This is a genomic window from Pedobacter polysacchareus (genome assembly GCF_019802255.1).
In the GTDB taxonomy this organism is placed as follows: domain Bacteria; phylum Bacteroidota; class Bacteroidia; order Sphingobacteriales; family Sphingobacteriaceae; genus Pedobacter; species Pedobacter polysacchareus.
This window is the reverse complement of the sequence record NZ_JAHYSS010000003.1, coordinates 259,902-283,396: the sequence shown is the minus strand read 5'-3', so window position 1 is coordinate 283,396 and position 23,495 is coordinate 259,902. Positions and strand designations below refer to the sequence as shown.

Genomic DNA, 23,495 nt, shown 5'->3' with positions numbered 1-23,495 from the left:
ATTTAAACCGCTCCAATATAACCACAATTCTGACACATTCAGGCGCTTGTTTATACAAAGGAGATAACTGTGACTGTATTAACGCAGTAATTTACGTGGAACGCCCTCATTTGTCATCACCACTGGTTTAATCAAGCCATCTTTATCAAAATACATTTTGTCAATGCAGGTTTCTCTGGAATTGCCATCGGTTTGATCTAATGGTCTTCTATGGTATACAATGTACCAGTCATTGCTTTTTTCATCTCCAATCACAGAATGATGCCCTGCACCAGTTGCAATCTTTGAATCCTGCTGCAAGATTTTTCCTACTCTTTTAAAAGGACCCATCGGAGAATCTGCAATCGCGTAAGCTACACTGTAATCAGGACCTGTCCAGCCGCCTTCAGACCACATGAAATAATATTTATTGTTTCTCATGAACATAAAAGGACCTTCCACATAGTTTTCAGGAGTAATCTCTTTAAACGTACTGCCATCTGCCATTGGGATGAAACCTGTGAACTGATCGTTTAGCCTAGCAATATTGCAATGTTTCCAGCCACCATAAATCAGGTAATATTTGCCGTCTTTGTCTTTGAAAACAAACTGGTCTATCGGCTGTGCACCATGATGAAACTTGTCGACCAATGGTTTGCCAATATGATCTTTAAAAGGGCCGGCAGGATGATTTGCAACGGCAACGCCAATTCCACCATACGCTTTGTCGTTTTGAATGTCATTCGCTCCGAAAAACAAAAAATACTGGTCCTTTTTCTTAATGATAGAAGGTGCCCATATTGCTTTCTTCGCCCATTTTACATTTGCCGTATCCAAAATCCTCGGGTGTTTAGTCCAATTCACTAAATCAGGAGAGGAAAAGGCATCAAAAAACACCTGCTTTTCATAAGGAGCTGAAAACGTTGGATAGATCCAGTAATTTTTGTCGAAAATGATGCCCTCAGGATCAGCATACCAACCTTTAAACACTGGATTGCCGGAATAGGCTTTTGATTTTTTTGTTTGGGCGTAGCTGCTGTTGACCACAGAGAGCAGCAGGACTGCCATAAATAATTTCTTCATTCAATGCTTAGGTTAATAATATTTGGTGGTTAAGGTAGAATCGGCTCGTGTAAAACAGGTAAAAACGGTCTCTATTTAATTTAAAAACAATTTAGCAATTCTTAGAACAAGTATAATATAAAATTCACAGATGCGGTATAGCACGCGCGTAACATTATTAGAGAAAAAGAGTTTCGTCTTTTTTTTGCCATAAAATAATTAAGCTTCAATTTTGTGCTTCCTCCGGGTCATCTTTGTCGGATTGATAAGGAACAACTCCTTATGTCGGTGGATAAGCCGGTAAAAAGAAAAAGAAAAACACACGAATGATTACAAGGTTAGGCAAAATTCTCTTTTCCACCCGAACGATGGGTGCTATGTTATTGTTATACGCGTTCTCCATGGCCATGGCCACCTTTGTTGAAAACGATTATGGGACGGCAGTTGCCAAAGCATTAATCTACAACTGCTGGTGGTTTGAATTGGTTATGGTAATTCTGGTACTCAATTTTATTGGTAATATTGGTAGATACCAACTCACACAACGTAAAAAATGGCCGCTATTGGTATTTCACCTTGCATTTGTGATCATCTTTATTGGTGGGTACATTACCAGATATGTGAGTTTTGAAGGCTCCATGCACATTAGAGAAGGAGAATCTACAGATGAAATCATTTCTGATGCTACCTTTTTCAAGATGCAGATCGGGAAAGATGATCAGGCATTAGCCTATGATGACCTACCGGCAATTTTAATCTCCAACCGCATTCCTACTTATTTAAAGCCTTTTAAGAAAACTTTTAAAGCGGAATATGACTATCAGGGACAAAGGGTTAAAGTAAAAGTAATTGATTTTTATGCAAGAGCACAGGATTCCTTAGTTCGCACAGAAACCGGTAAACCAACCTTGCATTTAGTAGTATTAGAAAATGGAAATCGAGTAAATAAATACATTCCTTCAGGAACTGTACAGCTGATTTCAAATATGCTGATCAGCTATAATAAAGAAACTCCGGGCGCCATCAATCTTTCAGATGCAAATGCCAACCTGCAAATTGCTACGCCTTTCACAGGAGATTATATGATCATGGCCACTCAGGAAAAGAAACCTGTGCTTGCAGACAATCCGGCACAACCCTTTCACCTGAGAAGCTTATATACTTTTGGTAACCTGGCTTTCGTAATTCCTGAAGCTCCTGTAGCAGGTAATATCATCTATTTCGAAGGGGACAAAACCAAACATGAACACGATCTGGACCTGATTAAAGTGGAAGTAACCACTGCAAATAAAGTGGATACCGTTTCGTTTTACGGTGGAAAGGGAATCACTAATTTCCAGCACCAAAGTGAAATCGGCGGTTTAAGAATTTCTATGGCTTATGGTTCTAAAATCTATAAAACACCGTTTTCTATTAAACTGGTAGACTTTAAAATGGAGAAATATCCAGGTAGTAACAGTCCTGCTTCTTACGCTTCAGACGTATTGATCCAGGATGGCGGACAAGATACCCCTTATAAAATTTACATGAACCACGTATTAGATAAAGCAGGATACCGCTTATTCCAGGCTAGTTTCGACGATGATGAGAAAGGAACCGTACTTTCTGTAAATCATGATGAAATGGGTACAAACGTGACTTATATCGGTTATACCTTATTGTTCCTGGGTATGTTCGTGACTTTATTCTGGAAAGGAACGCATTTTTCTAAACTGAACGAACAATTGAGAGCACTCTCTAAATCTGCGAAAACAAAATCACTTTTACTGGCGCTGTTATTTCTTCCTTTAGGTGCTGCGTTTAGTCAGAAGATTGATATGCATGGCAAGAATGGCTCTACCGCCATTCCAGGACTGGTAAAACCACAGGCGCAGCTGCCTTCAGGTGACGGGCACAATCATGCGCCTGGCGACGGACATGATCATTCCGCAGATGATGGACACAATCATGCACCGGGCGATGGACACGATCACTCGGCAGATGCACCCGCAGAACCAGTACAGGCGCACAATCACGAACAGCCAACAAAGGAGGAAATGCAAATGATGCTTTCTGCAAAATCTGTAGATGCGGTAAAGTTCGCTGCAGGCATCAAAATTGATCCGGCACATGCCGATAAATTTGGTCATTTAGCCGTACAGAATATCGATGGAAGGGTGGAGCCAATCAATACCATGGCCCTGGAAATCCTAAGAAAATTACACCGTAAAGATCGTTTCCATAGCTTAAGTGCCAACCAATTCTTCTTATCAGTTTCTACTACGCCTTTTATCTGGGTAAATGTTCCGCTGATTAAGATCGGTGCAAAAGGTGGCCCTGAATTATTGAAAGTAGTGAAAGCCAATGAAGATGCTTATACTTCGATGATCAACCTGTTGCAGGTAGGCGCAGATGGAACGCTTCAGTTTATATTAAAAGACGATTATTCAAAAGCTTTTGCAAAGAAACCAGCTGAGCAGAATAATTATGATAAAGAGATCATCGACCTGAATGATAAATTACAGGCGATGCAATCCTTGATCAACGGACAGTATTTACGTATTTTCCCTATTCAGGGCGACGCAAATAATACCTGGATTGCCATGCCTTCTGCATTGCCTGGCTCTGCATTGGTAGGGGAATTGAATCCGATCGATCGCTATGCGAAAAGTATAAAGGATGGTCAGCAAACCGGAAATTGGGAGGCGGCAAATACAGCTTTAGATCAGATCAAAGACATTCAAGTGAAATTTGGCAAGGACGTATTGCCATCGGATACTAAGATCTTCTGGGAAGTGAGCTACAACTCATGGAACCTGTTCCTAAACCTGATGATTACTTATGCGATGTTAGGCGCAGTGATTCTTGGATTGGCTTTCTTTAAGTTATTCAAGAACTCCAAAATGCTGGATAAAATGGTGACTTTCGTCTTGATCTTAATCAGTATAGCCGCGTTCCTGCAAGGGTTTGGGCTGTCTACAAGATGGTATATTTCTGGTCATGAGCCATGGAGTAACGGTTATGAAGCAGTATTGTTTATCAGTTGGATTGGCGTGCTTTCCGGTCTTGGAATGTACAGAAATAGCAATGCCTTTATTCCTGCCGCAGGTTGTTTAATTGCAGTGATTTTAATGGGCTTTGCACATGGTGGATCACAGATGAATCCGCAGATTACACCATTGGTTCCAGTACTTAAATCGTATTGGTTAATGATTCACGTAGCTATTATTACTTCGAGTTATGGTTTCTTCGGACTGAGTGCCTTAATGGGTACGGTAGTCTTAGTTTTATACATTATTGACAATAATAAGATCTCTGCGAAAGTGAAATCTTCGATCACAGAATTGACCATTGTGAACGAGATGTCTTTAACTGTAGGACTATTTTTACTAACTGTAGGTACTTTCTTAGGGGGCATCTGGGCAAACGAAAGCTGGGGACGTTACTGGAGCTGGGATCCTAAAGAAACCTGGGCTTTTATCTCTGTGATCGTTTATGCCTTCGTTTTACACGTGCGTCTGATCCCGGGATTAAGAACCAAATACTTGTTTAACTTATTGTCGCTGTTGAGCTTCTCGACGATCATCATGACGTATTTCGGAGTAAATTACTACTTAACTGGATTGCATTCTTATGCACAAGGTGATCCTGTTCCCATCCCATCATGGGTGTATGTTACAGTAGGGGTCGTTTTTGTACTGGCCTTCATCTCTTACAAAAGGTTCAAACTTCGCAGTAAATAATCCACCGATATTTGAGGCCGACCGCTTGGTCGGCCTTTTTTGTTTACAGGCAGCTCTTCCTTCTTAAAAGCTCTTTTTGACAACTGTTCTAAATTGATGGAAGGATCAAATTCAGTTCATACGGATAGGCCACCTTCTTGAACCGTAAACTTTAAGGCACCTTTTGGCGCTGTGTAATTGGACTACAAAGTAATCCAATTGTTGGCTATTTTTGTTTCAGCAAATCAGAATAGAACTGAAATGGAGCGGCAAAAGATAGCGGACTATTTAGAAAAAAGCGAGGACAGCTCTGAAAAAGCGATAGCAGATTGTATCAGAAAATTATAAACACACACATCATCATGGAAAATACATTGAACCCACTTAAAAGCTTTAGTATTCAACCATTGCTGGAAAACGAAAAGCTGATGCTCCTTCCCTTGAAGGAAACGGATTTTGAAGCTTTGTATAAGGTGGCCTCAGATCCAAAGATCTGGGAGCAGCATCCAAATAAAGACCGTTGGAAGAAGGATGTTTTCCGGACTTTCTTTGATGGGGCAATGCAAAGTAAAGGTGCTTTTAAAATTATAGACAAAGCCACTAATGAGCTGATGGGAAGCACTCGGTTTTATGGTTATGAGGAGCAGGAAAGTAAGCTGTTTATAGGCTATACCTTCTATGGAACCGCTTACTGGGGAAAAGGAATCAATCCTGCAGTTAAGCAGATGATGATGGATTATATATTCCAGTTCGTATCAAAAGTCCAGTTCCAGATTGGCGCCACGAATCTTCGTTCGCAAATTGCCATTGGCCGGCTCGGGGCGGTAAAAATAGCGGAAGAGGAAGTTACTTATTTTGGCGAAGGCCCAAAACTCAATTTTGTATACGAGATCAGTCGCTAAGAAAAAAGGCATGGAGTTTTTTACTCCATGCCTTTAATATCAGGTCTCAGCTATAGGAAAGCTGTTTAGATTTTATTCAGTTCTGCATCGATAAAGCTCAGCTCCTCTGCGCTTAAATCAAAGCTCATGGCCTGCGCATTAGCAATTGCCTGTTCCGCATTCCTGGCACCCGCCAATACAATGGTAATGCCTTTTTGAAGGGTTGTCCAGCGCAATGCCAGTTGTGCCAGACTCGCATTTTTCTCCGCGGCAATCGGACGAATGCTTTCCAAAAATGCTTTTACTTTCTCCAGGTCAAACTGTCCGAAATAACCATTTCTATGGTCATCAGTTTTCAGTTTTTCATTCTGGAAGTATTTACCTGAAAGTAAACCTCTTTCCATCGGACTGTAGACAATAATCCCGATGTTATTTGCTAAGGTATAAGGCACAAGGTCTTTTTCGATACCGCGGTTCAGCATACTGTAAGCCACTTGATTTGCTGCAGGAACAAAGGTGTTTCCAGCTGTTTTCAATTGATCTAAGCTGTAGTTTGAAACTGCCGCTGCACGTACTTTTCCTTGTTGGATTAGGCTTTCCATCGCTTCCATGGTTTCGTCGATAGGGGTGGTCGGATCTGGCCAATGCTGCTGGATTAAATCGATATAATCTGTGTTTAAACGCTTCAGACTTTCTTCTACTTCTTTGATGATGTTCGCTTTTGACGATAACTTATAGATAGGGACATTCTTGCCATCCGCGTTGATGTCGAAAAAATGTGCTCCTTTTCCCTGATTGCTGCCGTCCCAAACTAAACCGAATTTAGTCAACAACTGTACTTTAGTCCTGTCTTTTCCTTTTAATGCTTGTCCGATCAGTTCCTCACTTAATCCGAAACCGTAAAAAGGAGCGGTATCTAAGGTCGTCAGGCCATGATCCAAAGCAGCATGGATCGCTTCAATTGAATTTTTCTGCTCATTTCCACCCCACATCGTACCCCCAATCGCAAAGGCACCGTAAGTTATTGTAGACAATTCTAATGCTGTATTTCCTAATTTTCTATATTCCATTTTGTGATTAATTATTGAGGACACAAAATTCTCTAAAATGGGCCTATCCTCAAAATAACATAACTACTAGCTATCTATCATTTTAATGATACTAAAAGAAGAAATAATAACTGAAGTAGATATGAAAGTCCTGATAGATTAAATCAACTAAAGGACACCAAAGATGAATGGCTTAGTTTTTTTTCCACCAATTGTAATAATTGTGGTCTGAATCCAGTTCAAAACCACATTTTGGGTATAACCTATTGCCGATGTCATTTGTCTTTTCTGTTTCCAATAATAGTCCGCAGGCATCAGTTTCGTCGCAATGGATTTTACACCTGTCTATTAAATCAATAGATAAACCACGACCTCGGAAATCAGGATTTACAAATAAGTCGCTCAATAGCCATTGACGTTTCAGGGTTTTGTAATGGAATAAGGAATACAATTGTGCGAATCCAACAAATTTTCCATCAGCTTTAATTAAAAAGGTAACGGATTCATTGTTTTTAATTCTTTCCTTAAGGAAGCTTTTGCCTTTTTCAACATCAGATGCTTGTCGGTAAAAGACACGGTACTGATCAAATAATTCGGCAAATTCATTTAAATGGTCTAGTGTGGCTGTTTCAATTGTGCTCATGCTTTTTAAATTTATAGTGGTTTAATGTCCCGCAAAACTGGTTTATTTCAGGAGTATTGAAGGGGTCCAGTTTTGATAAATCTATAGGGCCAGATGAAATTGCTTTCTTAAAGAAAATGTTCACCTTTGTCATCGCAATTGCAATAAATTAACATTGAAACTTTTGAAACTGCCTAAAAAAACTGTTCTGCTGCTTTTTCTCTTTACCGCTGGATTTTCCAGGAGCATGGCTGCGTCTGCAGACAGTTTGCTGAAAGCGCTGGACCATGCCATTCAAAACAGGCAATTCTATACGGACAGGAGAGAAGCAACGATCAGTCAGCTTAAACAGCAGCTGAAATCAATCGGTTCATCAATAGGGGCCGCAGATTTAACAACAGCATCCGATCGCTTATCAAAAGAAAAGCTTTATCAGTTAAACAGTAAGTTGTATCAGGCTTATAAGCCTTATCAAAGTGATTCTGCGATACGTTATGCCAACCACAATCTAGCTATTGCCAGGGTTTTGAATAACCCTCAGCAGGTTGCCGAATCAAAACTGCAGCTCTCCGAACTCTATGCTATCGCTGGAATGTCTATGGATGCAGCGCGCATTTTGAGTAGCCTGCGGGCAGATCAATTGAGCCTGGATTTGAAAATAGGTTATTATCAGGCCTATAAAGACCTTTACAGCAACCTTGCCGACTACCGCAATGTGAATTCGGGCCTTTATCGTCAATACAATGCGGCTTACAGGGACTCTCTATTACAAATACTCCATCCATCTTCCAGAAATTACCTCGGCGTTTATGCCGAAAAGCTAAGTACTTTAGGGAAATACCGGGAAGCAGAAAAGATCCTGCTCAATTTATTATCCGGACTGAAAACAAAAAACCATGAATATGCGATTTGGAGTTCCGCATTGGGAAATGTCTATAAGAAAGAAGGCAATACCCTGCTTCAACAGAAATATTTCGCCTTATCGGCCATTTCTGACCTGGAAAATGCAATTAAGGAGAACACTTCTTTGCAGGCACTGGCTATTTCCTTGTATGAAACAGGAGATTTAGACCGCGCGTATTCCTACATTAAATACTCTATGGAAGATGCCATTTTCTGTAATGCACCATTGCGAACTATTGTGATTTCTAAGATTTTCCCGATTATTGATGCGGCACATCAAGCTAAAGAAAAGGAGCAAAGGACACAGCTGGTGTCTTTACTAGTGCTCATTAGTGTGCTTTCTGCAGGTTTAGTCGCAGCTATAGTGTATGTCTTTCAACAGCTGAAAAAGCTGGAGAAAAGTCGATTGGAATTACAGGAAGTCAATGGCCTTTTAAAACAATTGAACAAAGATTTACAACTGGTAAATCAGCAATTGAAAGGAGCCAATAGCAAACTGATGGAGGCCAATCGGATCAAAGAACAATATATCGGGAACTTTTTAGACCTCTGCTCCAATTATATCAATAAGCTGGAGGATTACCGCAAAGGCTTGAATAAAAAAGCCAGCACCGGTAATCTGGACGTACTTTTTAAAACACTGAAATCAACCGAGCTGATGACCACAGAGCTGAAAGCATTGTACAAAAATTTCGACGATACTTTTCTGCATTTGTATCCCGATTTTGTAATTGCCTTTAATAATTTACTGGTAGAAGAAGAACGGTTTGAACTTAAACCAGGGGAGTTAAATACAGAACTCAGGATTTTTGCTTTGCTAAGATTAGGCATCCATGACAGTGCGAAGATTGCTGCATTTCTTCGCTGTTCGATGAGTACGATCTATAATTATCGTACAAAGGTGAGGAATAAAGCCCTCGTTCCAAGAGAAGATTTCGAGAATTACGTCATTGAAATCGGTACCATATCTACATTTTAAGGGGGTGTTTTTGTGGTTAAGTTGCTGTAATTAAGCATCTTGATTTTTCATTTGGTCTACATATTTTAACCGCTCTGGATTTTTAGCGGATTTCAGGGTTACTTTTGAATCAGCAGCCCAGGTTGGGCATGCCAACCAAATTTAATATTAAACCTATCTCAGGTATGAGCAGCTATCATTTTCGAAATCCAATGACCATTACCAGAATTTCTAAGTTAATTCTGATGGTTTGTTTCTGTTACACCACCAGCGCCCTAAAGGCACAGGAGTTAAAATCACCAGATCAAAACCTGACTTTAAAGTTCAGCCTCGGCACTGCCGGAACACCAGTATACGAACTTTCCTACAAAGGAAAAAGCGTGATTAAGCCTAGTAAATTGGGTTTTCAATTGAAAAACGCAGATGATTTGTTGAACGGTTTTGAAATCGCTGATACTCAACAAAGTACTTTTGACGAAAGTTGGAACCCGGTTTGGGGTGAAGTAAAAACCATCCGTAACCACTACAATGAGCTTGCAGTAACGATTAAACAACCTGCCAGCGATCGCTTTATCATTGTTCGCTTTCGTTTGTTTAATGACGGTTTGGGATTCCGCTATGAATTTCCTGCACAGAAAAACCTGAACTATTTCACTGTAAAGGAGGAGAAAACACAATTTGCTTTAGCTGGAGACCACAAAGCCTTCTGGCTTCCTGGTGATTATGATACTCAGGAATACAGCACCACAACTTCTAATCTTTCCGAAGTACGCGGTAAAATGAAAACTGCAGTAACGCCAAACGTTTCTCAAAAGACCTTTTCAGAAACTGGTCTGCAAACGCCTTTAATGATGAAGAGCAAGGATGGCTTGTACATCAACATCCATGAAGCGGCATTGATCAACTATTCTACGATGTCTTTAGAGCTGAATGATAAAGATATGGTGCTGGAATCTGTATTGACACCGGACGCTATCGGCGATAAAGGGTACTTGCAGGCACCTACGCAATCGCCATGGAGAACGATTATTGTGAGTGATAAAGCTGGTGATATCTTGTTGTCTAAAACGATCCTTAACTTAAATGAACCTACTAAATTTAAAGATGTTTCCTGGATTAAGCCGATTAAATACGTAGGTGTTTGGTGGGAAATGATCACAGGGAAAAGTACCTGGGCCTATAATGACCTGGATAATGTGCAGCTGGGCATCACTGATTACAGCAAGACAAAACCAAACGGTAAACATGCTGCAAATACCAAACGTGTGAAAGAGTATATTGATTTCGCAGCAGAAAACGGTCTGGATGCCGTATTGGTAGAAGGATGGAATGAGGGATGGGAAGATTGGTTTGGAAAAACAAAAGACTATGTTTTTGACTTCGTGACTCCTTACCCTGATTTCGATGTGAAAGAATTACATCGCTATGCGGCCAGTAAAAATGTGAAAATTATGATGCACCATGAAACATCGTCTTCTGTACGTAACTATGAACGTCATCTGGATACAGCCTACAAGTTTATGGTGGATAACGGCTATAACGCGGTTAAAAGCGGTTACGTAGGTAATATTATCCCAAGAGGGGAACACCATTATGGACAATGGTTAGTGAATCACTATCAATATGCGATTGAAAAAGCTGCGGCGTATAAAATCATGGTGAATGCGCATGAGGCGGTAAGACCTACAGGATTGAGCCGTACCTTCCCAAATCTACTGGCAAATGAATCCGCAAGAGGCACGGAATACGAGGCTTTCGGTGGTAATAATGCGGATCATACGACGATTTTACCTTTTACCAGGTTAATGGGAGGTCCGATGGATTATACGCCAGGGATCTTTGAAACGAAAGTGAGTGCTTACAATCCTGAAAACAACTCTTTTGTACACAGTACGCTGGCCCGTCAGCTGGCCTTGTATGTAACCATGTATAGTCCGCTGCAAATGGCGGCTGATTTACCAGAAACTTATCACAAGTTCAAAGATGCTTTTCAGTTCATCAAAGATGTAGCGGTAGATTGGGACGATACGAAAGTACTGGAAGCAGAACCTGGGGATTACATCACGTTCGCCAGAAAAGCCAAAGGAACAAACAATTGGTTTGTAGGCAGTACTTGTGATGAACAGGGACGTGTTTCTAAGGTAAATCTGGACTTCCTGGATGCGAATAAAAAATACCTGGCGACGATTTATTCGGATGCAAAAGATGCTCATTATGAGAAAAATCCGCAGGCTTATGTAATTAAAAAAATGAGGGTTAGCAAAGGCACTAAATTGACGCAGTTTTGTGCGCCTGGCGGAGGTTATGCCATCAGCATTATCGAAGTTCAGTAATCCGTACCGTGGTCAGAAAAAGGCGCTTTCGTTCTATACGAAGCGCCTTTTTTATTTGCGCAGAATTTCTATTTTTGGGACCTTATGGAAGCAGCACAAGTTTACATTGTCCATGGATACATGGCCAGCACTACAGACCATTGGTTTGAATGGATACAGGCAGCGCTTGAAAAGGAAGGAATAGCAGTCCATATTTTAGCGATGCCAGATTCCAGTAAGCCAAATCCTCAGGCATGGGTCAACTATTTAAAAGAAAACGTGAAGTTCAGCGACCAGACTTATTTTATAGGTCATAGTTTAGGCTGTATTTCCCTGCTTTTATATTTAAACCGTTATCAATTGAAGTCAGCAGGAATGATCCTGATTGCCGGATTTTTAGAGAAGCTGGAGGATATTCCCGATTTAGACGGTTTTTTGGAGGAGGAGATCTCTATTCCGGGGCTGATTCAAAATGTGCCTAAACGATTGGTTATCGGAGCGGAAGATGATTACATTGTTCCTTTTGAGCTGACTCAAAAGTTAGCGGAAGCACTGGAAGCACCAATCATTACGATCGCGGATGGAGGACATTTCCTTGGAAAAGACGACTTTAAAACTTTTCCGGTACTTTTAGAAAAACTGAAAATAATGATAAAGGCGTCAATATAGAACCATAAAAGAACAGTGTGCTTCCAGCTAGCTCTTGGTATATTTAGATAGCAAGCTTTAAATAAATTTGTTTACCTAAACAATGTTTAAGGCCAACTGTTTTATAGGGATATTACCTATAAGTCCATGTCAGGTCTAACCAGTGTGATCAAAAAGAAAATAAAGAAAAACGGCGCAATATCTTTTTGTGAGTATATGGAAATGTGCCTTTACCATCCTACACTCGGCTATTACAATACTCAGGCAAATAAAATTGGTAAGAATGGCGATTATTTTACCAGTGCTTATTTGGGAAATGCCCTGGGTGTACTGATCGCGAAAAAAATGGTGGAAATCTGGGCTATGCTAGGGAAAGGGCCCTTTACCATCGTAGAATACGGCGCTGGCAATGGTAAATTGGCGGAGGATATTCTTGCTGCAATCCAACCTAATGAAGAGATGTACCAGGACCTTCGCTATTGCATTATTGAAAGAAGCGAGGCCATGAAAGTGCTGGAAAAAATCAGGCTAAAAGAAAAAGTAGAGTGGCTGAATGATATCTCAGAGATAGAGGACATTCGCGGATGTGTATTCTCAAATGAGGTGCTGGACAATTTCCCTGTTCACCGGGTCATCATGTTGGAAGAGTTGATGGAAATATTTGTGGAGGAGCAGGATGGCTTCAAAGAGGTATTGAAACCTGCCTCTCCAGCATTGATCGATTACATGCGGGTATTAAATATTGTGCTTCCTGAAGGATACCAGACGGAGATCAATCTTGAGGTGATTCCCTGGATCAAAAAGATCGCTTCGGCTATGAAACAAGGCTATATCATCACCATTGATTATGGCGATAGAAATAAAGGAATGTATAAAAAAAGCAGGGTAGAAGGGACTTTATGCTGTTATAGAGCACATGCTGTGAACGATGATTATTACACTCACATTGGGAAACAGGACATTACCGCTCATGTCAATTTCTCCGCTTTAAGCTATTGGGGGCAGCAATATGGTTTAGAAGATGCTGCATTTACCAGTCAGGGGGAATTTCTACTGCAGATGGGCTTTAATGACTGGGTGATGGAGGCTTTCTCTGAGGAAAAAGATGTAGCGCTGGCGGCAAAAAAAATAGCACTGCTTCGCCATGCCTTAATCATGGATATGGGCTATAAATTCAAAGTCTTAATCCAGGAAAAGGGAATGGAAGACCATCAAGTTCCGCTGCTAACTTAAAAGTTCAATACAATCTTACCATTTAAGCCGCCTGCGGAGACCAGATCCTGTGCTTCGGCTGCTTGTTCAATCGACATTGTTTTGGCAATTTGAACCTCGATTTTATGAGATTCTACCAGTCGCTTTCCAAAATCTAACTTTTTATGGTCTCCTACAGCACTGATAAACTTTGCGGTAATTCCATATTTTAAGGCCAGCTGATCATCTGTTGGCATGACAATACTCAATAGCTTTCCTCCTTTTTTGACCAAAGGGTAAGATTTTAACTGCGTTTCTCCACCTACAAGATCAACGATTATATCCAGGTTTTCTACCAGTTCACTGAAGTCCTGCCATTTGTAATCAATCAATTCATCAGCACCTAAATCATGAATTCTGGCAAGTCCGGAGCCGGAAGCTGTGGCAATCACATACGCACCGAGCGCTTTCGCCATTTGTAAAACAATATTGCCTACACCGCCTGCGGCACCATGGATTAATACCCTTTCTCCTGGATGTAAATGCGCTGTTTCTACCAGGATACTGTAGGCGGTATTTAATGGGACTGCCAAGGCTGCGGCCTCATTCATGCTCACATGATCCGGGATTAGGGAAACCGTTTCTTCGTTAATACAGACATATTCCGCATAAGTGCCATGAGAGGCGGTCGCAAAAACCAGGTCGCCAACTTTAATCCGCGTCACTGCTGATCCTATTGATTCTACCATCCCAGACGCATCAGTTCCAGGAATATGAGGAAATTTGATGGGTACAAAGGCCTTCATAGCGCCAGAGCGATTCTTGATGTCAAAAGGGTTGATGGTGGTGGCCACCACTTTTATCAGCACTTCATGTGCTTTTGGGACAGGCTTAGCAACTTCTTCTAATTGTAATACAGCGGAATCTCCATAGGAGTGGAATTGAATGGCTTTCATAAGGTCTAATTAATCCTTCCTGAAATTACGAATTAATACAGGAAAAATCATTTCTTTTCCCCTTATCCTTGGGTGAAAAGTGAATAAATCCTATCTTACCGCCTAGAACCATAAATAAAACCTAATCCCTTTACAATGAATAAGAAATTTTTTGTGATGGCTGTCACTGGCTTGCTCAGTTTTGGATCAGCTGATGCGCTTATTGCCGCTCCATACCTTACAAATATCACTGCTTTACAAGATATTCCTGGAAAAAACCTGATTGGCCGATGGGACCTTACGGTTGATGAAAACGGGAAATCCGCACCTTCCTGGCTGGAAGTGAAGCTATCCGGCAACCGTACACTGGTAGGTTATTTTGTTGGCGCTTCCGGCAGTGCCCGCCCGGTATCAGAAGTGAAGTTCCAAAATGGTAAATTCAGCTTTAGAATCCCACCGCAATGGGAAGGCGGGAACCAGGATTTCGTGATTGAAGGAGAACTGAAAGGTGCAGGGATTGAGGGCACTATGCTGACCAGTGAAGGCAAAACATATACTTGGAAAGGGGTAAAGGCACCGTATTTGAAAAGAACCAGCCCTGTTGTCTGGGCAAAACCTATTCAACTTTTCAATGGGAAAGACCTGACTGGCTGGAAAGCTTTAGGGAAAAACCAATGGGTAGTGAAAGACGGAGTATTGACGAGTCCACAATCTGGTGCCAATCTGATCTCTGATCAGAAGTTTGAAGATTTTAAATTACATGTGGAATTCAGGTACCAGAAAGGAAGTAATAGCGGCGTTTATTTAAGAGGCCGATATGAAGTTCAGATTGAAGACAGCCCGAAGGAAGCACATCCTTCCAGTGTTTATTTCAGTGGGATTTACGGATTCCTTCCACCTAGTGAAATCAATGCTTTAGGCCCTGATAAATGGCAGAGTTACGATATTACGCTAGTGGGCAGAATGGTGACGGTGGTTGCCAATGGCAAAACTGTGATCAGTAATCAGGAAATCCCAGGAATTACTGGCGGCGCATTAGACAGTAATGAAGGCGAACCAGGACCGATCTATTTCCAGGGTGACCATGGACCAATCGAGTTTAGAAAAATTGTGATTACTCCAGCTAAGAAATAAGCTGATTTCTATATGACCGGTTATCAGGTGTACACCTGATAACCGGTATGAATATTCCCTTGCAGGGCTTCCAAGGTCTGTTTTTTCTTAAAGAATTTGCATATTGCATTCATGTACAAATTTACCTTGGAATTGTTGTTTCAGATCATTGGAATTGGCTCTGCTTCCGGTTTGCTCTTGAAAAATGATCAGCTGAACGTGATCTCCGACAACGGAACTTTTCTGTACAGCTATGAGATGAAAGCTGCGCATCTGAGCCGACATCCTTTAGGCAGCCAGCCTTCAGAAAACATCGTAAAAAAAAATAAGCCTGATTTTGAAGCCATCACCGCTTATGGGGATAAAATATATGTTTTTGGCTCTGGATCTACCGAAAATAGAAACCAGATGGTCACTTTAAAGGCGAAGGATAAACAACTGATTTCAACCGCTGATGTCTCGGAAGTATATCAGGAAATGAGGAATGTTTCTGGAATTGATGCTGAAAACTTCAATATCGAAGGGGTAATTTTTACTGGGGCAGATTGGTACTTCCTGAATAGAGGGAATGGAGGATCCGGAAAAAATGGAGTGTTCAAAGTTTCGGGACCACAACTTAAGGCGATCTCAAAAATCAGCTTTAAGGAAATCGCATTGCCCGGGATTAAAGGAGTTCCTACGGGATTTACAGATGCCATCCTCGTTGACCATCATATTTATTTTCTGGCTGCTGCCGAAGACAGCAATTCTACTTATCAGGATGGAGCGGTATTGGGTACCTTGATTGGCAGCATCAATATGGACAAGATGGCCTTGGATTTTACGGCACAGATCAGCGAGCGGCATAAATTTGAAGGATTGACCTTAAAGCAGGAAACTGCAGATGAACTGAGTTTTCTCCTTTGTGAGGATAATGATACCGATAAATTACAGGCCGACATTTATCAATTGAAGCTGAAACGATAACATATTGAAAATGAAAAGTATTAAATGGGGAATGATTGGTTGCGGAGACGTAACTGAGGTTAAAAGCGGACCTGCCTTTAATAAGGTGCCCAATTCATCATTGGTTGCGGTGATGCGTAGAGATGGGGAAAAAGCGAAAGACTATGCCGCCAGACATGGGGTACCTAAGTGGTACGATGATGCGCAGCAGCTGATTGATGATCCGGAAGTAAATGCCATTTATATTGCGACCCCTCCGGCACAGCATGAAGCTTATGCTTTAATGGCATTCGCCGCTGGAAAACCGGTCTATGTGGAGAAGCCAATGACCTTAAATTCAGATTCAGCGATCAGAATGAAAATTGCTGCCTCAACTGCAGGTATTAAAATATGCGTGGCCCATTATAGACGTGCGCAGCCTTTATTCTTAAAAATCAAAGCCTTATTGGACGATCATGAAATAGGAGACATCCGTTTGGTACAATTAAAGATGTTTCAGCCCCAGGATGCGGATATTATTGCAAAATCAGCCAGCAATTGGAGGTTAGATCCCTTGATTTCGGGAGGAGGCTTGTTTCATGATCTTGCTCCCCATCAGCTGGATTTGATGGTCTTCTTTTTTGGAGAATGGCTTTCCGCTGCTGGATTCGCGCTGAATCAAAGTGGAATAGGACAGGCAGATGATCTGGTAACCGGTCAGGTATTGTTTAAAAATGGAACGGTGTTTAATGGCAGCTGGTGTTTCAGCGTATCTGAACAAGATAAAGCCGACCTATGTGAAATTATAGGCACGGCAGGAAAAATCAGCTTCCAGGTTTTTGGTCAGCAAATAAAATTGATTAAAGATGGGATTGCTAAGGTCTACGACTTTAGCCCCCTGCAGCATGTACAGCAACCCATGATTGAAAAGGTGACCGCTTATTTCTTAGGGCAGGGAGAAAACCCTTGTTCTGCCGAAGAAGCGATATTGTCTATGCAGCTGATGGATCGCTTTACAGCAAAGCCTTAATGCTTTTCAGGGTCTGGTTGATCTGTACCGTCTTTACCTTCTTTAAATTCACGGATTCCTTTTCCCAGGCCACCCAATAGTTCAGGGATCTTTTTACCGCCAAAAAGCAGGAGTACAACAACCAGGATAACCAGGATTTCCTGCGTACCTAAAGCCGCAAGTATAGGGGTATGTAACATCATTTGTGTGTTTTATAATTTTGGGAAACTAAACTTTTTCTTTAACCTCTTGTGCTGTTGCTTCATTTTCTATATCGGAGAGGTTGATGTTTCTGTGGATTTCTCTTTTAACACCCTCAGAAGCATCTTTGAACTCACGAATGCCCTTTCCAAGTCCCCCATATTTAAAAATTCTGCCAACACCATATCTATAGCTTTAAAGGTTTTAACAAAACTAATCGCAAGAGATTAAAGCGGGATTAAAACGAAATTAAAGTTTGAAATAAACTTGTCGTCTTTACCTGTTTCAGTTAGGTTAGGACTGGTATCGGAGGAAAATACTTGCGCTGCGCTAGAAAAATAGCAGGACCATATTTTGAAATTGCATGGCTAAGCCCGTTAATGTTTCAAATAGGAGGGGTACAAGTAGTTTAAACGCGAAATCTACTGATTTAACTAAATTATTAGTGTTATTTGATAAATAATTATATTTTTGGGTATAAATTAAATTTTAAATAAATCTTCTTTTATCTTTTCGCTCTCATGGATCATATATTGGAACAGCCTATAATGTTTAAGAACTTAGAAATTGCAAATTTATCTATCGGTGACAAGCTTATCAATTTAGGCGAGGTCTTGGAAATTTCAGAAAATGAAGATTGTTATTCTTTGGTCATTGCCAGAAGAGGCCAGCGACAGGTCTGGACATTCGACAAGGAGCAAGAGGTATACGTTTCTTAATTTTATCCGTATTCCTTTAAGTAAGGAATGAACAGGGCTTAGCTATGGTGTTTAAATGCGGCAGGCGTAAGTCCCGTATTCTTTTTAAAGTAATTGTTGAAATGAGCTGGATAATCGAAACCCAGGCAATACCCAATTTCAGCTACATCCCAATCCGTTTGTTTCAACAACGTTTTTGCTTCTTCAACTACTCTGTTGCTGATCATCTGCGTAGTGGTTTTTCCAGTATGTGATTTAATCACATAATTCAGGTGGTTCACATGAATGTGAAGCTGATCAGCAAATTCAGATGCACTCTTCAGTTTTAAAGGGTTTTCGGGAGAATCTACCGGGAATTGTCGTTCCAGTAAATCCAGGAACCTGGGGGTAATGTGGTCGGAGACGTCGGTAAGCGCAGGCGCAAGGGTCGCCGATTGGATCTTGATGCCTTCATGAATGATCAGTCTTAAAATACTCCTGATCACCTCATATTTATATTCATAGTCGCTTTTTAGCTCGGCAATTAATTGCAGGAAATAACCATTCACTCTTTGATATGCTGGTTCATCCAAAAAGCAGGAAGGAGAGATCATGGGATTAAACAAAGGACATATCCTTTCCAGCCCTTTCTTCAGCTCTGCTGAAATAAAAGAATCATTGAACAAACAGTAATACCCTTCCTGGCTTTCAGAGGTGGATTCCCAGGAATAAGGGACCGTCGGATTAGAGAAAACCAGAGCCGGACGATCAATTTCAATCACCTCATTTGCCACATGCAGTCGCCCTTTTCCAATCGTCAGGCAGATCTTATAATGGTCTCTGCGGTTATATGGACTCATTTTACTGCAGTAACTGCGTTCCTTCACGTTAAAATGACTTGGATTGGCCGAGGTGTTTAACAATTCGACCGGAACGATTTGGTTGGTCCTTTTGTAAAACTGATCAATGGTCTCAACAATTTGCATAACAGGATGTGTTGTGGATGGAATGTTTCAAAGGTAACTTTTACGCGATAGTTTAGCAAGCCTTCATTTAGAATCCCATTTTTGTGTAGTAACTTATATCAAATGACATTTATCGTCATGGATACTCAAAAAAAAATGATACAGACCGAAAACTACAAACCGATCACTAAAACCTTGCTCAGCGTATTGCTGATGGCAGGTTTAAGTACCCAAGGATTTGCGCAGGAGAACCTGACTTACCAATTGCCTCCTAAAAGCATTGTTGACTTGGTAGATGCGCCGACAAGCCCAACGGTGCGTTTTAATAAAGACGGAAGCTTGATGCTGCTGCTTTCTTCACCAGGATATGCTTCCATCGAGCAGGTGGCTCAACCTGTAATTGGTTTGGCAGGCATCAGGATCAATCCCGCTAATAATTCTACGGAAGGAGAGGTTTCAGGTATTTACAGCGACTTGAGGATTAAAGACCTGAAAACCGGTAAAGAAAATAAGGTTGCCGGATTGCCGGAGAAAATGAGAATGACCAATATCAGCTGGAATGCAGATGGGAACTTTTTCGCTTTCAGCAACAATACTTTAAAAGGGGTGGAGCTATGGCTGGTGGATGTTAAAAATTTAAAAGCCCGCAGACTGACCAATGGTTTACTGAATGATGCTTACGGCACCACTTTACAATGGCATCCGGATGGCAAGCGTATTCTTGCCCAGTTTATCCTTCCATCCCGTGGAGATAAGCCGGTAGAAAATATCGTACCTACAGGGCCGGTGGTTCAAGAAAACTTAGGTGTAGTGACGCCTTCCAGAACGTATCAAAACTTATTGAAAAATACCTATGATCAGGATCTGATGGGCTATTACCTCAGTTCTGAGCTGCAGGAAGTAGATTTGACTGGGAATACTACAAAAATCGCAGGTCCTGCAATTTATCGCAAGGCTGCCTATTCGCCAGATGGCAAGTTCCTGATGGTACAGACCATTGAGAAACATTATTCTTACCTGGTGCCTATTTATTATTTCCCTTTCAAAACCACCATTCTGAATCCTCAGGGACAATTGGTAAAAGAACTTTACCATGCACCGCTTGCGGAGAAATTGCCAACAGGCTTTGATGCCGTTGCTATGGGGCCTCGTGCTTACGAATGGAGAAGCGATGCAGCTGCAACTATTGTTTGGGCGGAAGCTCAGGATAAAGGTGATCCTAACCTGAAAGCGGAAGTCCGCGATGCTTTGTTCCTGCTGAAAGCACCTTTCACAGGGGCTCCGGTAAAGTTGTATAGTATGGCTTCAAGGTATAGTGGTGTGGAATGGGGCAATCAAAATTATGCTCTGGTACAAGAACAATGGAGAAAAGATCGTGCTCAAAAAATGACGCTGATCAATCCTGAAAGCGGTAAGGTGGTCAAAGTGATCTCGAACAGGTCTTCAGAAGATACTTATACGGATCCAGGAGATTTTATTTATGGTAAAGGGCCTTTCTCCGCAAAAGTCTTATTGTTTGATAAAGGTGCTCCAGGCGTAATATTCACTAAAGGTGCAGGTGCTTCTCCGCAAGGCGATCGCCCATTTATTCTGAAATGGAACCTGATTTCCAATAAACAGGATACTTTGTTTAAATCTAAAGCGCCATATTATGAGGAGCCGGTATTCTTTAACAATACAGGAAAGGTGTACATCTCCAGAGAGTCGACCGAAGAAGCGCCTAACATTTATGCTGTTGACTTGAAAAACAGGGCGGAACAAGCCTTAACCAGCTTTCCAGATCCTTACCCTAGTTTGAAAGGAGTTCAAAAGTCTTTACTTTCGTACCCTCGTAAGGATGGAATCAAGCTTTCTGCTACGTTATACCTGCCAAAGGATTTTAAGAAAGAAAATGGACCATTGCCGGTATTGATCTGGGCTTACCCGCGTGAATTTAAAAGTCTGGCTGCTGCCGGACAGGTAAAAGGTTCGCCGTATCGTTTCACCAGGCTGGCTTTCCGCTCCCCGGTATTCTGGGTAACCAGAGGGTATGCAGTATTGGATCAGGCAGATATGCCGATTGTTGGTGAGGGAAAAGAAGAACCTAATGATACGTTCTTGCAACAGATTGAAGACAATGCCACTGCTTTGATCAATTATGTGGTAGATATGGGCGTAGCAGATAGAGGTAGAATTGCAGTAGGAGGTCATTCTTATGGCGCATTCATGACTGCCAACTTGCTGGCACATACCAATCTATTTGCTGCGGGAATCGCCAGGAGTGGGGCTTACAACCGTACCTTGACCCCTTTTGGTTTCCAGGTGGAGGCGCGTACTTATTGGCAGGCAATGGATGTTTACAATAAAATGTCGCCATTTAATTATGCGGATAAAATCAAAACACCCTTATTGATGACTCATGGTATTGACGATGAGAATTCAGGCACTTTCCCGATTCAAAGTGAGCGCTTGTATAGTGCGATCAAAGGCCATGGCGGTACGGTGAGACTAGTACTGCTGCCTAAGGAGTTTCATGGATACAGAAGCAGAGAGTCGATTCTGCACACGTTCTGGGAGCAGGATCAGTGGTTAGAAAAGTATGTCAAGAATAAAAAATAAGGCTTTTAAATTAAAATGCCCTTCCGATTTATCGAAAGGGCATTTTAGTATACAAATCTTATGGTTTTCTGATCGCCTGATAGCGCTTAGTTTACCCCGCCTTTGCGTGTTGGTTTAACTTGTGGAGGCCATACACCTGGTTCTCCGGTTCTTGGATTCACAGGTAAAATGCTTTTCTCTCTGGAAGTTGTTTCTGGGTCTTCACTCGCCATATAGGCTAGAATTGCAGTCAATATGGCATTGCTTCTCACATCATCAAAAACTACTTTATCATAAGTATCTCTGTTGGTATGCCAGGTATAAGTTCCGTAAGACCAGCTATTGGAGCTCAGCGAGAATGCGGGTACACCTGCAGCTACGAAGGACGCATAGTCTGAACCACCACCACCAGGAGTACCAGGGAAAGTGGTTGCGATCTGTTTTCTAATGTCTTCCGGCACTGCCGATAACCATTTTCCTAAATAAGAATAAGCGTTTAAAAAGCCTTGTCCGGCAAGGTTAACCACGCGGCCTGTACCATTGTCCTGGTTAAAAACCACCTGGATATTTTTAACAATTTCCGGATGATCTTCTACAAATGCCCTTGAGCCGTTTAGCCCTTGTTCTTCACTTCCCCAGTGGCCTACAAGGATGGTTCTTTTTGGGTTTGGGTAGATCTTTTTCAAAATACGGATGGCTTCCATCATGGTGATGGTCCCTGTTCCGTTATCAGTGGCGCCAGTGCCACCATCCCAAGAGTCGAAATGCGCGGAAAGGATGACATATTCATTCGGCTTTTCTGTGCCTTTGATCTCTGCAATGGTATTAAAGGTAGGAACGACGCCCAGCTCTTTAGAACCGACATTTACACTGATTTTAGGCTTGTTTCCAGATTCGGTCAGACGGTACAGTAAACCGTAATCTTCCAGGGAGATGTCGATAGAAGGGATTTTGGTGGTATTGGCACCAAAGATTTTATTGACACCAAATCCAGAAGACCAGTTGCTGGTGACTACGCCTAATGCGCCTGCACTTTCGAATGCCAGTGCCAAAGCTTTCAGGTTAAGTCCGGTTTTGCTGATGCGGGAGCGCCAGGCATTGGTTTGTTCGGTTCTGTCTTTTTTCATTTTCTCGAAAGACTCCGGAGTCGCAAATTCCTGCCAGTTATAGTCTGGTCTGCCGGTAGGTTGATTCATGGAAAACATCACGAATTTTCCTTTTACATTTGGTAACCAGCTTTTGAAGGATACAGAATCGGGTAGGTCAGGGTAGATGATCATTTCACCCACTACTGCTTTTCCTTTTGTGCTTGGACTCCATGCCAATTGCATGCCTTCCAGGGATTTTACGCGAGGATAAACCATGTCAATATGAGAAATTCCACGTTCCCAGCCACGCCATTCTCCCCATTGTTCGTTTTTTGCAGGTATGCCCCAGCTGGTATATTTTGCGACCGCCCAGTCGTTTGCCTGTTTCATCTGAGGAGAGCCCACAAGTCTGGGGCCCACCATATCTAAGAGCTCATGGGCGAGCTTTTCCAGTTGAGAGTTTTCCGTGGCTTCCTTGACGATCAGGTCAATAGTTTCCTTTTTAGTTTGTGCATAGCTGACGTTTCCAGCGATCAGCATCGCCATAAAGAAGGCAGCGGTTGCCTTTTTTAATCCATTAACAGGAGGGGTTGTTGGTTTGGTTTTCATGATTCGTCAATTTAGGCATAAATGCTTCTATCCTGTCAAAAAGGAACAAATTTGATACAATAGGTCGGTTTTAAAAAATCAAAAGGTTATC

The 23,495-nt window shown here is 41.7% G+C and carries 17 protein-coding genes; 10 read left to right on the top strand and 7 right to left on the bottom strand.

The window, feature by feature from the left end:
* Positions 1 to 78: 78 nt before the first annotated feature.
* Complete coding sequence (locus K7X70_RS08905; protein WP_222536722.1) at positions 79 to 1,062, bottom strand: glycoside hydrolase family 43 protein; 984 nt, start codon at positions 1,060 to 1,062, stop codon at positions 79 to 81.
* A gap of 305 nt (positions 1,063 to 1,367) precedes the next feature.
* On the opposite strand from K7X70_RS08905, the gene K7X70_RS08900 reads away from it, so the two are divergent.
* Positions 1,368 to 4,763 carry a cytochrome c biogenesis protein CcsA gene (locus K7X70_RS08900; RefSeq protein WP_255607023.1) on the top strand — a complete coding sequence of 1,132 codons (3,396 nt, stop codon included), beginning with the start codon at positions 1,368 to 1,370 and terminating at the stop codon, positions 4,761 to 4,763.
* Positions 4,764 to 5,104: 341 nt separating this feature from the next.
* Positions 5,105 to 5,644, top strand: a complete 540-nt coding sequence (locus K7X70_RS08895) for a GNAT family N-acetyltransferase (RefSeq protein ID WP_222536721.1) — start codon at positions 5,105 to 5,107, stop codon at positions 5,642 to 5,644.
* Between the two features lie 65 nt (positions 5,645 to 5,709).
* Here K7X70_RS08895 and K7X70_RS08890 read toward each other — a convergent pair whose 3' ends face one another.
* Both K7X70_RS08890 and K7X70_RS08885 read right to left on the bottom strand, forming a co-directional pair.
* Positions 5,710 to 6,693 carry an aldo/keto reductase gene (locus K7X70_RS08890; RefSeq protein WP_222536720.1) on the bottom strand — a complete coding sequence of 328 codons (984 nt, stop codon included), beginning with the start codon at positions 6,691 to 6,693 and terminating at the stop codon, positions 5,710 to 5,712.
* A 172-nt stretch (positions 6,694 to 6,865) separates the two neighbouring features.
* Positions 6,866 to 7,315 carry a GNAT family N-acetyltransferase gene (locus K7X70_RS08885; RefSeq protein ID WP_222536719.1) on the bottom strand — a complete coding sequence of 150 codons (450 nt, stop codon included), beginning with the start codon at positions 7,313 to 7,315 and terminating at the stop codon, positions 6,866 to 6,868.
* Positions 7,316 to 7,478: 163 nt separating this feature from the next.
* Between K7X70_RS08885 and susR the strand changes: the two genes are divergently transcribed.
* From susR to K7X70_RS08865, 4 genes are all read left to right on the top strand, one after another.
* The gene (susR, locus tag K7X70_RS08880; protein WP_222536718.1) at positions 7,479 to 9,176 is read left to right on the top strand and encodes a SusR family glycan utilization regulator; all 1,698 of its coding nucleotides are present in this window, start codon (positions 7,479 to 7,481) and stop codon (positions 9,174 to 9,176) included.
* A gap of 164 nt (positions 9,177 to 9,340) precedes the next feature.
* The gene (locus K7X70_RS08875) at positions 9,341 to 11,488 is read left to right on the top strand and encodes a glycoside hydrolase family 97 protein (RefSeq protein ID WP_255607022.1); all 2,148 of its coding nucleotides are present in this window, start codon (positions 9,341 to 9,343) and stop codon (positions 11,486 to 11,488) included.
* 84 nt (positions 11,489 to 11,572) lie between these two features.
* Entirely contained in the window at positions 11,573 to 12,136 is a 564-nt protein-coding gene (locus K7X70_RS08870; RefSeq protein WP_222536717.1) for an RBBP9/YdeN family alpha/beta hydrolase, read from the top strand.
* 126 nt (positions 12,137 to 12,262) lie between these two features.
* Positions 12,263 to 13,348 carry a class I SAM-dependent methyltransferase gene (locus K7X70_RS08865; RefSeq protein ID WP_222536716.1) on the top strand — a complete coding sequence of 362 codons (1,086 nt, stop codon included), beginning with the start codon at positions 12,263 to 12,265 and terminating at the stop codon, positions 13,346 to 13,348.
* Here K7X70_RS08865 and K7X70_RS08860 read toward each other — a convergent pair.
* A complete protein-coding gene (locus K7X70_RS08860; RefSeq protein ID WP_222536715.1) occupies positions 13,345 to 14,262 on the bottom strand; it encodes an NADP-dependent oxidoreductase in 918 nt (305 codons plus the stop codon). The genes K7X70_RS08865 and K7X70_RS08860 overlap by 4 nt on opposite strands.
* Positions 14,263 to 14,397: 135 nt before the next feature.
* On the opposite strand from K7X70_RS08860, the gene K7X70_RS08855 reads away from it, so the two are divergent.
* The 3 genes from K7X70_RS08855 (at position 14,398) to K7X70_RS08845 (ending at position 17,308) form a co-directional block, all read left to right on the top strand.
* Positions 14,398 to 15,375 (top strand): 3-keto-disaccharide hydrolase, encoded by a 978-nt coding sequence (locus tag K7X70_RS08855; RefSeq protein WP_222536714.1) that lies wholly within the window; start codon positions 14,398 to 14,400, stop codon positions 15,373 to 15,375.
* Between the two features lie 111 nt (positions 15,376 to 15,486).
* Entirely contained in the window at positions 15,487 to 16,320 is an 834-nt protein-coding gene (locus K7X70_RS08850; protein WP_222536713.1) for a DUF6929 family protein, read from the top strand.
* A 10-nt stretch (positions 16,321 to 16,330) separates the two neighbouring features.
* Entirely contained in the window at positions 16,331 to 17,308 is a 978-nt protein-coding gene (locus tag K7X70_RS08845) for a Gfo/Idh/MocA family protein (RefSeq protein ID WP_222536712.1), read from the top strand.
* Here the strand turns inward: K7X70_RS08845 and tatA are convergent.
* A complete protein-coding gene (gene tatA / locus K7X70_RS08840; protein WP_222537156.1) occupies positions 17,305 to 17,487 on the bottom strand; it encodes a twin-arginine translocase TatA/TatE family subunit in 183 nt (60 codons plus the stop codon). The two genes, K7X70_RS08845 and tatA, sit on opposite strands and share 4 nt — an antisense overlap.
* A 758-nt stretch (positions 17,488 to 18,245) precedes the next feature.
* Complete coding sequence (locus K7X70_RS08835) at positions 18,246 to 19,151, bottom strand: helix-turn-helix domain-containing protein (RefSeq protein WP_222536711.1); 906 nt, start codon at positions 19,149 to 19,151, stop codon at positions 18,246 to 18,248.
* Positions 19,152 to 19,286: 135 nt separating this feature from the next.
* Here K7X70_RS08835 and K7X70_RS08830 point away from each other — a divergent pair, with 135 nt between their 5' ends.
* A complete protein-coding gene (locus K7X70_RS08830; protein ID WP_255607021.1) occupies positions 19,287 to 21,728 on the top strand; it encodes a S9 family peptidase in 2,442 nt (813 codons plus the stop codon).
* Between the two features lie 86 nt (positions 21,729 to 21,814).
* Here the strand turns inward: K7X70_RS08830 and K7X70_RS08825 are convergent, their stop codons facing one another.
* Complete coding sequence (locus K7X70_RS08825) at positions 21,815 to 23,404, bottom strand: M20/M25/M40 family metallo-hydrolase (protein WP_255607020.1); 1,590 nt, start codon at positions 23,402 to 23,404, stop codon at positions 21,815 to 21,817.
* Between the last annotated feature and the right edge of the window lie 91 nt (positions 23,405 to 23,495).